At 73.4% G+C, this 13336-nt stretch carries 9 protein-coding genes; 5 read left to right on the top strand and 4 right to left on the bottom strand.

Features of this window, described 5'->3' with window-relative positions; all coding sequences use genetic code 11:
• Nucleotides 1-34: 34 nt before the first annotated feature.
• Entirely contained in the window at nt 35-2383 is a 2349-nt protein-coding gene (locus tag ACFXAM_RS12305) for an immune inhibitor A domain-containing protein (RefSeq protein WP_380290163.1), read from the top strand.
• Nucleotides 2384-2794: 411 nt separating this feature from the next.
• Nucleotides 2795-3682 (top strand): M23 family metallopeptidase, encoded by an 888-nt coding sequence (locus ACFXAM_RS12300; RefSeq protein WP_380290162.1) that lies wholly within the window; start codon nt 2795-2797, stop codon nt 3680-3682.
• A 28-nt stretch (nt 3683-3710) separates the two neighbouring features.
• On the opposite strand, the gene ACFXAM_RS12295 is transcribed toward ACFXAM_RS12300, so the two are convergent.
• Complete coding sequence (locus ACFXAM_RS12295) at nt 3711-4328, bottom strand: TetR/AcrR family transcriptional regulator (protein ID WP_380290160.1); 618 nt, start codon at nt 4326-4328, stop codon at nt 3711-3713.
• A 265-nt stretch (nt 4329-4593) separates the two neighbouring features.
• Between ACFXAM_RS12295 and ACFXAM_RS12290 the strand changes: the two genes are divergently transcribed.
• Nucleotides 4594-6222: an MDR family MFS transporter gene (locus ACFXAM_RS12290; RefSeq protein ID WP_380290158.1), complete on the top strand. Its 1629-nt coding sequence runs from the start codon at nt 4594-4596 to the stop codon at nt 6220-6222.
• Between the two features lie 82 nt (nt 6223-6304).
• Here the strand turns inward: ACFXAM_RS12290 and ACFXAM_RS12285 are convergent, their stop codons facing one another.
• Nucleotides 6305-7267, bottom strand: coding sequence for an A/G-specific adenine glycosylase (locus tag ACFXAM_RS12285; RefSeq protein WP_380290156.1), 963 nt, complete (start codon nt 7265-7267; stop codon nt 6305-6307).
• A gap of 182 nt (nt 7268-7449) precedes the next feature.
• Between ACFXAM_RS12285 and ACFXAM_RS12280 the strand changes: the two genes are divergently transcribed.
• The gene (locus ACFXAM_RS12280; protein ID WP_380290154.1) at nt 7450-8349 is read left to right on the top strand and encodes a hypothetical protein; all 900 of its coding nucleotides are present in this window, start codon (nt 7450-7452) and stop codon (nt 8347-8349) included.
• Between the two features lie 87 nt (nt 8350-8436).
• Here ACFXAM_RS12280 and disA read toward each other — a convergent pair whose 3' ends face one another.
• Together disA and radA are read right to left on the bottom strand one after the other, a co-directional pair.
• Nucleotides 8437-9495, bottom strand: a complete 1059-nt coding sequence (gene disA / locus ACFXAM_RS12275; RefSeq protein WP_380290207.1) for a DNA integrity scanning diadenylate cyclase DisA — start codon at nt 9493-9495, stop codon at nt 8437-8439.
• Nucleotides 9496-9684: 189 nt separating this feature from the next.
• Nucleotides 9685-11184 carry a DNA repair protein RadA gene (gene radA / locus ACFXAM_RS12270; protein ID WP_380290152.1) on the bottom strand — a complete coding sequence of 500 codons (1500 nt, stop codon included), beginning with the start codon at nt 11182-11184 and terminating at the stop codon, nt 9685-9687.
• Nucleotides 11185-11386: 202 nt separating this feature from the next.
• On the opposite strand from radA, the gene ACFXAM_RS12265 reads away from it, so the two are divergent.
• A complete protein-coding gene (locus tag ACFXAM_RS12265; protein ID WP_380290150.1) occupies nt 11387-13327 on the top strand; it encodes a sigma-70 family RNA polymerase sigma factor in 1941 nt (646 codons plus the stop codon).
• The last annotated feature ends 9 nt before the right edge of the window (nt 13328-13336 follow it).

The raw sequence follows: 13336 nt of genomic DNA, 5'->3' as shown, positions 1-13336 counted from the left end.
GGACCGGTTTGGGGAGGACGTCACAACGTTGAAGATGACCAGGAAAGCCGCTGCGGTCGCCTCGGCCGCGGCGGTCATAGCCGCGCTCGGCGCGGGGCTGCTCCCGAGCACGGCCATCGCCGCCGGCTCCGCCCCCGTGCCGCAGGACCCGGCCGATGCCGTCCAGACCAGCACTGAGCACAACCTGCCGGGCCCGCTGACCGAGAAGGTCGAGGCCGAGTCGAAGGCCGCCACCGAGCAGCTGCTCGCCGGCACCGCCAAGATCGAGCAGCACGGCGGCGGCTCCAGCATCAAGCTGGGCAAGGACAAGTACGTCGAGCTCGCCCGTGAGCGCACGGACAAGATCTTCACCATCCTCGTGGAGTTCGGTGACGAGGTCGACAACACCACGAAGACGCCGGACGGCCGGATCAAGTACGGCGGCACCCCCGGTCCGCAGCGCAACCAGATCGAGAAGCCCGACGCGGCCACCAACAACTCGACCCTCTGGCAGGCTGACTACAACCAGCAGCACTACCAGGACCTGTACTTCGACAAGTCCGGTGACTCGCTGAAGACCTACTACGAGAAGCAGTCCTCGGGCCGCTACTCGGTGGACGGTCAGGTCACCGACTGGGTGAAGGTCAAGTACAACGAGGCCCGCTACGGCTCGGACTACTGCGGCCAGCACGTCTGCGCCAACGCGCAGGACCTGATCCGCGACGCGATCGACACCTGGGTCGCCGACCAGAAGGCCAAGGGCCAGACGGACGCGCAGATCAAGGCCACCATCGCGCAGTACGACCAGTGGGACCGGTACGACTTCAACCACAACGGCAACTTCAACGAGCCGGACGGTTACATCGACCACTTCCAGATCGTGCACGCCGGTGAGGACCAGTCGGCCGGCGGCGGCAAGCAGGGCACTGACGCCCTGTGGGCCCACCGCTCGTACGTCTACGGCACCGGCGCCGGCAGCACCGGCCCGTCCGGCAACCTGCTCGGCGGCACCCCCGTCGGCGGCACCGGCGTCTGGGTCGGCGACTACACCATGCAGCCCGAGAACGGCGGCCTCGGTGTCTTCGCCCACGAGTACGGCCACGACCTCGGTCTGCCGGACCTCTACGACACCTCCGGCAGCGGCATCGACAACTCGGTCGGCTTCTGGTCGCTGATGTCGTCGGGCTCCTGGCTGGGCGAGGGCAAGAACTCGATCGGCGACATGCCGAACGACCTCGACGCGTGGAGCAAGCTCAAGCTCGGCTGGCTGAAGTTCGACAAGGCCAAGGCCGGCACCGAGTCGACCCACCACATCGGCCCGGCGGAGTACAACAGCAAGCTCCCGCAGGCGCTGGTCGTCGACCTGCCGAAGAAGGCCGTCACCACCACCATCAACAAGCCCTACGCGGGTGCGAACGAGTGGTGGAGCGGCAGCGCGGACGACCTGAACGTCACGCTGACCCGCGACATCGACCTGACCGGCAAGACCTCCGCCTCGCTGGCGGCCAAGGCCTGGTACGACATCGAGCAGGACTTCGACTACGGCTACGCCGAGGTCTCCACCGACGGCGGCACCAGCTGGACCGCCCTCGCCGGCACCTACAACGGCGTCGCGCTGCCGAAGGACCCCTCCGGCAACGCCTCGCTGACCGGCAGCTCGGGCGACAAGTGGGGCGACCTCGTCCTCCCGCTGGACGCCTACGCCGGCAAGGCCGTCAAGGTCCGCTTCCGCTACGTCACCGACGGCGGCCTGCACCTCAAGGGCCTGGCGCTGGACGACCTGGTCGTGACCGCCAACGGCGCCACCGTCTTCACCGACGGTGCCGAGAACGGTGACAACGGCTGGACCGCCAAGGGCTTCTCGCGGACCACCGGGTCGTTCACCAACGACTACAACCAGTACTACATCGCGGAGAACCGCCAGTACGTCTCGTACGACCGCACCCTCAAGGTCGGCCCGTACAACTTCGGCTTCGTGGACAAGCCGCTCTGGGTCGAGCACTACCCGTACCAGCCCGGTCTGCTGATCTGGTACTGGGACGAGTCGCAGAGTGACAACAACGTCACCAACCACCCGGGCCAGGGCCTGATCCTGCCGGTCGACTCGCACCCGACCCCGCTGAAGTGGAAGGACGGCACGCTGATGCGCCCGCGCATCAACGGCTACGACTCCACCTTCGGCTCCCGCAAGGTCGACGGTCTGACCCTGCACCGCGCCGGCGTCGAGACGGTCGTCCCGAAGGCCAAGGGCGTCGACGAGTTCTCCGACCTGAAGTCCTACTGGTCGAAGGACAACCCGTACAGCAGCGTCATCGTCCCGAAGACGGGCACCAGCATCGAGGTCGAGAACGAGTCCTCGAACTACCTGGAGACCTGGATCCGCGTCCGCCCGGTCGACAACTGATCCGACCGAGCTCTGACGCCCGGTCCCTGACCAGGCACCGCTGAGCCGATCCGGCCCGCTCCCGCACCCGCGGGGGCGGGCCGGATTCTTCGTGTCCGGGCGCGGCGGGCGCGCGGGGCGCCTTCAAACCCACCCCTCGGGTGGTGCTGCTCACAACCCGCGGGACCGGTACGAGCGGGCGTAGTAGCGCGACCGGGCGGGGCCCGCCGGCCGCCGGCCCATGAGCGGACGATCCGACCGCATGATCGTTACTCCGTCGGATCGAATTCCGGCGCGACGATGACTACACGCCGTAGTACGTCACACGGTTTGGGACTCCGCTCGGTGACGGTTACACCTGAGTGGTCCCCCGCTCAGCACGCCCGACCGGGCTCAGTGTGCTGTCCCCGTACGTACAAGAGGTCGAGCTCCATGCCTTCCGTCCCGCCTCTGGGGCCGGCCCTGTGCCGGCTCGCCGATTCCTTCCTCCGGCAGACCGGCCGAAACCACTCCACCACCGCGGCCGCGGCCGGTGCGGCCGTGCTGACCGGCGCCCTGCTCCTCGCCGCCTCGGGCAGCGCCTCGGCGCAGACGGTCGACCCGACCACCCCCGGAAGCTCGGCGTTCACCGCGCCGCACGGGGCGTCGCCCGCCTCGGGGCTGGTCCAGGTCGCCGGCCCGAGCCCGTACACCCTGCCGTCCGAGCAGGACTCGGCCCAGGAGTACGTGGCGGTCGCGGCCAACCTGCGCACCGAGCAGGCCGCCGAGCCGCAGCCGGAGCCCGCCGCTCCGGAGGCGCCCGCCGCTCCCGAGCCCGCCCCGGAGCCCGCTCCCGAGCCCGCACCCGCCCCGGCCCCCGCGCCCGCGCCGGCTCCGGCTCCGGCTCCGGCTCCGGCTCCGGCTCCGGCCCCCCAGTGGTCCGCCCCGGTCCCGGGCGCGCCGACCAGCAACCCGTACGGCGTGCGCAACGTCCACTACGCGGCCGGCTACCACACCGGCGTGGACTTCGCGGTCTCCCCGGGCACCCGGCTGCTCGCGGTCGGCAACGCCACCGTGGTGTCAGCCGGCTGGGACGGCGCGTACGGCAAGGAGGTCGTGCTGCGGCTGGCGGACGGCCGGTACGCCCAGTACGCCCACATGTCGTCGATCTCGGTGTCGGCGGGCCAGCGCGTCGCGGCCGGCCAGCAGATCGGCCGCTCCGGCAACACCGGCAACTCGACCGGGCCGCACCTGCACTTCGAGATTCGCTCCGCCAACCAGTACGGCAAGGTGATCAACCCGATCGCCTACCTGTCCGCGCGCGGGGTCACCGACTTCTGATCCCCCGTCCGGACCGGGTCGCGGCCGTTCAGTCCGTCGGCGCGGGTCTGCCGATCAGCCGGCAGATCTCCAGCGCCACGTGCTGGGCGGCCACGATCGCCTCCTCGCGGGTGGCCTCCGCGACCGGCACCCCGGCGACGGCGGGGTCGGCCCCGGGCCGGTTGTCCTGCTGCAGCAGGAAGAGCGCCGAGTTGATGGTGAACAGGGACATCGCCGCGCGCAGCCGGTCCTCGAAGCTCGCCCCCGGACCGTGCATCAGCCGGACCAGCGCGATCATGCTGTCCCGGAACTCCTGCCCGGCCGGCAGGTCGCGCAGGGCGGGCTGGTTCTCCTGGAAGAAGCGCAGCAGCAGCGCCCGCTCGGACATCCCGGCCGCGAACCGGCGGATCAGCTCGTCCCGCACCTCGGGCGTCCAGGTCTGCTCGCGCCCCCAGGCGATCAGCTCGTGGATCGGGGCGGCGGTGGCCGCCACGATGCCCTGGACGATGTCCTCCTTGGTCTTGAAGTGGTAGTAGAGCGCGGCCTTGGTGACGCCGAGGCGGTCCGCGATCTCCCGCAGCGAGGTGCGCTCGTACCCGTGCTCGGAGAAGAGCTCCAGGGCCACCGCGACGATGCGCGCCCGGGTGTCGCTACGGGGGCCGTGCATCGTGCCCATCGCCTGCCTCTGACTGCGTCGTGATCCGGTTCCCCGCACCGGCCGACGGCCGCCGCGGCGCAGCGGCGGACATCCGTTCGGCGGCCGCCCCTGCGTCCATTCTTCCTGCCCAGGGCGCCTGCCCGAAAACTGGCTTGACGACCGGCTAGTGCACAACCTACCGTGCCGACGGTCCACAAACTAGCCGGGCGACAAGTAAGGAGGCCGTCGCAGGCCGCGCCGGTCGCCCGACGTCCTGTCCGGGAGACACCCACCCATGTCACAGCCAAAGGCCGACACCGGCGCCCCCGAGAAGCAACCGGCCGAGGAGGAGCAGCCCCGCTCGGCCCGAGAGATCCGCCTGGTCATGATCGGCCTGGTCGTCACCATGCTGCTCGCCATGCTCGACGGCCTGATCGTCGGCACCGCGATGCCGACCATCGTCGGCGAGCTCGGCGGCGCCGAGCACCTGTCGTGGGTGGTCACCTCGTACACCCTGGCCACCGCCGCCTCCACCCCGATCTGGGGCAAGCTCGGCGACATGTACGGCCGCAAGGGCACCTTCCTCATCTCGATCGTGATCTTCCTGGCGGGCTCGGCGCTCTCCGGCCTCTCCCAGGACATGAACGAGCTCATCGGCTTCCGCGCCCTCCAGGGCCTGGGCGCCGGCGGTCTGATGGTCGGCGTGATGTCGATCATGGGCGCGCTCGTGCCGCCGCGCGACCGCGGCAAGTACCAGGGCATGTTCGCCGCGGTGATGGCCCTGGCCACCATCGGCGGTCCGCTGGTCGGCGGTTTCATCACCGACCACCTGAACTGGCGCTGGACCTTCTACATCAACCTGCCGCTCGGTGCCGTCGCGCTCGCCGTCGTGATCGTCACGCTGAAGCTGCCGAAGGTCCGCAGCAAGGCCCGGATCGACTACCTCGGCGCGGTGCTGCTCACCACCGGCATCACCTCGCTCACCCTGATCACCACCTGGGGCGGGCAGGAGTACGACTGGGGCTCGAAGCAGATCCTCGGCCTGACCGCGCTGGCCGCGGCCACCCTGATCGGCTTCTGCTACGTCGAGCAGCGGGTCCAGGAGCCGATGCTGCCGCTGTCGCTGTTCCGGAACCTCAACTTCACCCTGGTCTCGATCATCGGCTTCGTGGTCGGCTTCGTGATGTTCGGCTCGACCGTGTTCCTGCCGCTCTACCAGCAGACCGTGCAGGGTGCCTCGGCGACCAACTCCGGCCTGCTGCTGATGCCGATGATGTTCGGCATGCTGGTGATCTCGCTGGTGGTCGGCCAGGCCGTGACCAAGACCGGCAAGTACCGGATCTACCCGATCATCGGCACCGTCGTGATGACCGCCGGCATGGTGCTGCTCTCCACCCTCTCCACCGACACCTCGGGCTTCGTCTCGGCCTGCTGGATGGTGGTGCTCGGTGCCGGCATGGGCTTCCTGATGCAGATCACCATGCTGGTCGCGCAGAACAGCGTCGAGCTCAAGGACATGGGCGTGGCCAGCTCCACCGCCACCCTGTTCCGCACCATCGGCGGCTCGTTCGGCGTGGCGCTGTTCGGCGCGCTGTTCAACAACCGGGTCACCGAGACCATGAACGAGCGGCTCGGTTCGGCCGCCGGGGCGGGCTCCGCCCAGGGCGGCGACCCGGCGCAGCTGAGCCCGGCCGCGCTCAAGGCGCTGCCGGCGCCGGTCCAGGACGCCTACCACCACGCGGTGGCCAACGGCATGCACACCGTCTTCCTGTGGGGTGCCGCGGTCGCGGTGATCGCGGTCGCCGCCGCGGTCTTCATGCGCGAGGTGCCGCTGCGCGGGGCCGGCACCCCGTCGGCCGACGCCGAGGGCGGCAAGGGCAAGAAGGGTCCCGCGGCCGACACCATCGAGGCCGTCGCGATCTGACACCGGACGCAGCCGAGGGCCCCCGTCCGCCGCACCGGCGGACGGGGGCCCTCGCGCGTGTCCGGGGCCCGGAGCGGCGGGTCTACCGGGGCAGCCGGTAGACGCCCTGCTCGACCGGCTCGACCAGGCCGTCGGCGACCAGGCCGTCGAGGGCGCGGGCCCGCTGCACGGCGTCCGGCCAGACCGCGTCGAGCCGGGCCTGCGGCACCTCGCCGTGCGCCTCGCGCAGCACCGCGAGCAGCTTGCCGCGCACCTGCCGGTCGGTGCCCTCGTAGGACTGCCCGCGCCGGGCCGGGCCCTCGTACGGCGGGCGGCCGGCCCGCTGCCAGGCGCAGACGGTGAACAGCGGGCAGTCCCCGCACCGCGGCCCGCGGGCCGTGCAGACCAGCGCTCCCAGCTCCATCACGGCCACCGCCCAGGTGGCCGCCGTCCCGGCGGCCTCGGGCAGCAGCGCGGTCGCCGTCCGCCGCTCGGCCGCCGTGGTGGCCTGCGCCGGGTACTCCACGCCGGTCACCGCACGGGCGAACACCCGGCGGACGTTGGTGTCCAGCACCACGTGCCGCCGGCGGAAGGCGAAGGAGGCCACCGCGGCCGCGGTGTACTCGCCGACGCCGGGCAGCGAGAGCAGCGTCGCGTGGTCGTCCGGGACCTCGCCGCCGTGGTCCTCGGTGATCGCGACGGCGGCGCCGTGCAGGCGCAGCGCCCGGCGCGGGTAGCCCAGCCGGCCCCACATCCGGACGGCCTCGCCGGGCGCCTCGGCGGCCAGGGCGGCCGGGGTCGGCCAGCGCTCCATCCAGGCCTCCCAGGCGGGCAGGACCCGCTTGACCGGGGTCTGCTGGAGCATGAACTCGCTGACCATCACGGCCCAGGGCGAGGCGTCCGGGGTGCGCCAGGGGAGGTCGCGGGCGTTCTCCTCGTACCAGCCGAGGACGGTGGTGTGCAGGACGGGCAGCGGCAGCGCGAGCCCCGGCACCCCGGCGGGCTCCGGCGCTTCGGCCGGGGTCGCGGGGGCGGGGAGGGCGGGGGTGACGGTGATGGCAGCCATGACCCTTCGATCCTCCCATGCCCGGGTCGGGAGCCGAAGCGGATCACGGTGTTCCGGACCGGGGCGCAAAACACCCCATTCGGCCTCCCTCGAACGGCGCAAATGGCGGATCATGTGAAGGAAGGGGTGACTGTGCGGTGTTGGTGCGTCAAGGGACACACACTGTCTCGTAGAGTTTGGGCGTGCCCTCTCTGCGTCAACCCGTAGGACCGCTGCCGGCCTCGATCTACTGGCGTCGGCGCATCGTCGTGCTCGTCGCCGTCGTCGCGGTCGCCGCCCTCGTCATCTGGCTGATGACCGATCAGGGCGGGGGTGACGACGGCCCGAAGGACAAGGCCGCGCAGGCCGCACCGACCCAGTCGCAGAGCCAGACGCCCGCCCAGGCGATCACGCCGGGCGCCTCACCGACCGGGCCCGCCAACAACTCCCGCCCCGGCAGCGGCAGCAGCGGGGGCGGCGCCTCCGGCGGTGCCGTCGGCGGCGGGGGCGGCGGCGACGTCAGCGTGAGCACCGGCGGCACCACCGGCGGCGGCAGCCCGGCACCCGCGGCGGGCGGGGCGGCGGCCGGCGGGGCGAGCGGCGCTGCCACCGGCGGCGGCGCGGGCGGCGGAGGCACCGGCGGTGGCGGCACCGGCGGCCCGCCCCCGGTGAACACTCCGGAGATCATGGCCCTGCCGGTCTGCGCCTCCTCGCAGGTGACGCTCAATCTGGCCGGCGCGCAGAACGCCTACCAGCCCAAGGACAAGCCCAAGCTGGCACTGACCATCAACAACTCCTCGGCCACCACCTGCCGGCTGGACCTCGGCCGGACCGCCTCGGCGATCACCGTCACCGCCAGCAACGGCGAGCGCATCTGGTCCTCCGGCGACTGCCCGGCCGACAAGAACAGCAGCTGGGTCCAGCTCCCCGCCAACGGCGGGCTGACCGAGACCTTCAGCTGGGACCGGGTCCGCAGCAAGCCGCAGTGCGCCACCGCCGACCCGGCGCCCGCCCCGGCCGGCACCTACCTGGTGGTCGCCGACCTCACCGGCCTCTCCGGCGGCCAGGCCTCGGCCCGTTCCTCGATCCGCCTGGAGAACTGAACCGCCCTCACCGGCACGGCACGACAGCAGGGAGCCCGGACCGCTCAGGCGGTCCGGGCTCCGGCGTTCACGGGCGGTGCGCCCGGCTCAGACGTAGCGCTCCAGAATGGACGATTCGGCAAGCCGGGACAGCCCCTCGCGGACCGAGCGGGCCCGGGTCTCGCCGACGCCCTCGACCGTCTGCAGATCGTCGATGCTCGCGGCCAGCAGCTTCTGCAGACCGCCGAAGTGCTCCACCAGGCGCTCTATCACCGTGTTGGGCAGGCGCGGGATCTTGGCCAGCAGCCGGTAGCCGCGCGGCGAGACCGCCGAGTCCAGCGACTCCGGCGAGCCCGAGTAGCCGAGCGCCTTGGCCACCGTCTGGAGGTCCAGCAGCTCGGCGTGGGTCAGCGCCTCCAGGTCGGCCAGCACCTCGTTGACGGTCCGGCCCTTCTTGGCGGCGCGCTCCGGGAAGTAGTCCCGGGCGACCAGCTCACGCTCCGGCTCCACGCCCGCGATCAGCTCGTCCAGCTGGAGCGAGAGCAGCCGGCCGTCGATGCCGAGCTCCAGGACGTACCCGGCGATCTCGGTGGCGATCAGCCGGACCATCTCCAGCCGCTGGGCGACGGCGGTGACGTCCCGGACCGTCACCAGGTCCTCGATCTCCAGGGCGGAGAGCGTGCCGGCCACCTCGTCCAGGCGCAGCTTGTAGCGCTCCAGGGTGGCCAGCGCCTGGTTGGCGCGGGACAGCACGGTGGTGGAGTCCTCCAGCACCCGGCGGGTGCCGTTGACGTACATGGCGATCAGCCGCATCGAGTGCGAGACCGCGACCACCGGGAAACCGGTCTGCCGGTTGACGCGCTCGGCCGTGCGGTGCCGGGTGCCGGTCTCGTCGGTCGGGATGGTGGAGTCCGGCATCAGGTGGACGCCGGCCCGGACGATCTTGGTGATGTCCTTGTCCAGCACCACGGCGCCGTCGAGCTTGCACAGCTCGCGCAGCCGGGTCGCGGTGAACTCGACGTCGAGCACGAAACCGCCGGTGCACAGCGACTCGACGGTCTTGTCGAAGCCGAGCACGATCAGGCCGCCGGTGTTGGCCCGGAGCACCCGCTCCAGGCCGTCGCGCAGCGCGGTGCCGGGGGCGATGGCGGTGAGGGAGGCCCGCAGCAGGGCCTCCTCGCGGGAGGACTTGTCCGCCCGGTCGCTGGCTGCCACGTGACTCCTCCGGTCGACCCCGTACCGCCCGCCCTCGCACGGGGCGCCGGCCTGCGGTCTGTTGCTCTGTCGCTTAGTACTGCCTTATCACCAATGAGACAGGGGAAAGTCTAACTGCGTGCGGCAACGACAGGGCTTGGGTCAGCGCAGTTCGTCGGAGTCGAGCGGCTCCCACCCGTCCATGAGCTCCTCCGGGTGGGCCGCCGGCCGGGGCGCGCGGGGCGCCGGCGGCGCCGACGGGGACTCAGCCTTCGGCCTGGCGGCGGCCCGGCGGCGGCCCGGGATCGCCCGCAGCGCCTCACCGATGTCGGCCACCTCGACCACCTTCATGCCCGGCGGCACCTTGCCCGGGTCCGGCGGGACGAGCGCGTGGGTGAAGCCCAGCCGGTGCGCCTCGGCCAGCCGCCGCTGCACACCCGTCACCCGCCGCACCTCGCCGGCCAGACCGACCTCGCCGATCGCCACCAGGTTGCTGGGCAGCGGGGTGTCGGAGGAGGAACTGGCCACCGCGAGCGCCACCGCGAGGTCCGCCGAGGGCTCGGAGAGCTTCACCCCGCCGACGGTGGCGGTGTAGATGTCCTGTTTGCCGAGCTTCACCCCGCCGTGACGCTCGACCACGGCCAGGATCATCGCGATCCGGGGCGACTCCAGGCCGGAGGTGGTCCGGCGCGGCGAGGGGATCTGCGAATCCACCATCAGCGCCTGCACCTCGGCCACCAGCGGCCGCTTCCCCTCCAGGGTCACGGTCAGGCAGGTGCCCGGCACGGGCTTGTCACGCCTGGTCAGGAAGAGGCCGGACGGGTCGGCCAGGCCCTCGATGCCCTCGTCGTGCAGCTCGAAGCAGCCGACCTCGTCGGTCGCGCCGTAGCGGTTCTTGACCCCGCGGATGATCCGCAGCCGGGCGTGCCGGTCCCCCTCGAAGCTCAGCACCACGTCCACCAGGTGCTCCAGCAGGCGGGGGCCGGCGATCTGGCCGTCCTTGGTGACGTGGCCGACCAGCAGGGTGGCCATGCCGCGCTCCTTGGAGGCCCGGATCAGCGCGCCCGCCACCTCGCGGACCTGGGCCGGGCCGCCGGGTGCGCCGTCCAGCTCGGCGGAGGCGATGGTCTGCACCGAGTCCAGGATCAGCAGACCGGGGCCGACCGCCTCGATGTGGCCGAGGACGGCGCCGAGGTCGGACTCGGCGGCCAGGTAGAGGTGCTCGGAGAGCGCGTTGATCCGGTCGGCGCGCAGCCGGACCTGGCCGGCCGACTCCTCGCCGGTGACGTAGAGGGTGCGGTGCTGGGCGGTGGCCGCCTTGGCGGCGACGTCCAGCAGCAGGGTGGACTTCCCGACGCCGGGCTCGCCCGCCAGCAGCACCACGGCGCCCGGGACCAGGCCGCCGCCGAGCACCCGGTCCAGCTCGGGCACGCCGGTGGAGCGCGCCGTCGCCACCTGACCGTCCACCTGGGCGATCGGGCGGGCGGGCGCGCTCACCGGGCCGGCGGCGGTGGTCCGGATCGGCACCGCGCCGTACTCCTCGACCGTGCCCCAGGCGTTGCACTCCGGGCAGCGGCCGACCCACTTGGGCAGCTGGTTGCCGCACTCGGTGCAGCGGTAGGCCGGGCGCGGCTTGGCGGTGGTCTTGGTACGGGCAGCCATGCGGTCACCGTAGCGCCTGGGTACGACAGGGCGGGGCGACGGGCGGAGCAGCGGGCCGGGCGGCGGGCGGAGCAGTGGGCCGGGGCCGGGACCCGCGGGGCCGCCGGGCGGGGTCCACGCATGGGCGATGTTGTTACCCGAAAGAAGTACAACCGGGCGGAATCACCCGGGCAGGGCTGGTGCGCTCTCTACCGTCGGACGGGTGACGACGAGTACGGAAGGGCCGCGCGACGCCGTCCTCGCGGCGTACGAGCGACAGGTGGACGGCCTCTTCACCTACTGCCTCTCGGTGCTGTGCGAGCACGACGCCGCCGAGGCCGCCCTGCGGGAGGTGCGCGAGCTGGCGGTCCGGCACGGCGGCCGGCTCGCCGAACCCGGGCTGGTCCGGGCCTGGCTGTACTCGCTGGCCCGGTACTGCTGCCTGCGGCGGCTGGCCGACGGGGCGGCGGGCACGGCCACGGGCGGCGACCGGAGCGGGGCGGGCCGGGACGGCGGGGCGCAGGCGGTCCGGCGGCGGCGCGAACTGGCCTCGCTGGCCTGGCCCGAGGCGGCCGGCACCGGCCCGGAGCAGCGCGAGGCCCTGGAGCTGGCCGTCCGGCACCGGCTCACCCCGATCGAGGTGGCGGCCGTCCTCGGACAGCCGTTCGAGACCGTCCGGGCGCTGCTCGCCTCCGCACGGGCCGAGGTCGGCCGGACCAGGGCCGCCCTGCTGGTGCTCGGCGTCGGCAGCTGCCCCGAGCTGGACCGGCTCGGCGGCGCGGGGGCGGAGAGCTGGCGGGACTGGGTGCTCGGCCCCGCGTTACGCCGGGAGCTGGTGCAGCACGTGGTGGACTGCCCGACCTGCCGGGGCACGGCGGAGCGGGTCGCGGGCGAGGTCCCGGAGGACGGGACGGCGGGCCTGTCCGGGCTGCCGGTGCTCGCCGCGCCGTCCGGCGGCAGCGGGCTCCCGGGCGGGACCGTCGTGTTCCTGCCCTCGGCGGCCCGGCGGCCCGGGCGAGGGGCGGGCGCGCCCGCGCCGGTGGCCGAGCCCGGGCTCCGCTTCGACCAGGGCGGGTTCCCCCGGCACCGCGCGCCGGACGCCGGGCGGGGGCCGACGGTGCGGCGGCGGGTGGTGACCACCGGGGTGCTGGCCGCCGTCCTGGCCGCGCCGGTCGTCGCCCTGTGGGCCGGGCACCGGGGCGGCGGCGGGCCCGGGGTGGCGGCGGTCTCCTCGGTCCGGGTCGAGGGGGAGCGCTCGGCGGGGGGTGCGGCAGGGGGTTCGACGGGGGGCCGGGTGGGCGGACCGGCGGGCGGCGCGGCGACCGCCGGTGGCTCCCCGGGGTCCACCGGGGCGGTCGGCGCCGCGATCGGGGCGGCGGGCGGGGCCTACCGCGGGTCCGGTCCGGCGGTGGCCGGGATGGAGCTGGCGGGGGCAGGACCGCTCACTGCAGAAACGTTGCTGCCCGGGGTCCAGGGGCCGCTGGTCCCGGTCCCGGCGCACGGGGCGAGCGCGCTCGGCGGCCCCGCCCTGGTCGCCGCCCCGGCGGCCGGGCCCACGCCGGTCCCCGCCGCCCCGGTGGGCGGCGCGGGAGGGGCGGGCGGCACGGGCGGGGCGGCGGAGGAGGCGCCCGCGTCGGGTGGTCTGCTGACCGTCGAGGCGGGCGAGTACGGCAACCGCACGGTGCTCACCCTCACCAACTCCGGCGGCACCGAGATCCACTGGCACGCCGTCGTGGACGCACCCTGGCTGCGGCTCAGCCGCGACGCGGGCACGCTCGCGCCCGGACAGCGGATCACGGTGATCGTCGGCGTCGACGAGGACCTCGCCCCCGCGACCCGCTGGACCGCCCGGATCGCGCTGCCGCCCTCGCAGGCGGTGGTCACCCTGGAGGGCGGCCCCCGGCACCGCGGCGGCGCCACCCCGTCCCCGACGGCCCCCGCCACCGCCGAACCCACCGCGAGCCCCACCGCCCCCACCCCGGCCCCCACGACCACCCCGTCCCCGAGCGCCACGCCGACGCCGACGCCGGCTCCCACGCCGACAGTCACACCGACGCCCGAGCCGACCGCTCCGGCGTCCCCGTCCCCCTCCCCCTCCCCCTCCCCCTCCCCCTCCACGTCCACGTCCACGTCCACCGCCACCCCGGGTCCCACGCCCCGATGAGGCCGCACA

This window comes from Kitasatospora sp. NPDC059462 (genome assembly GCF_042749955.1).
GTDB lineage: Bacteria > Actinomycetota > Actinomycetes > Streptomycetales > Streptomycetaceae > Kitasatospora.
The sequence above is the reverse complement of the archived record's forward strand: the minus strand, read 5'-3'. Positions and strand labels throughout refer to the sequence as shown.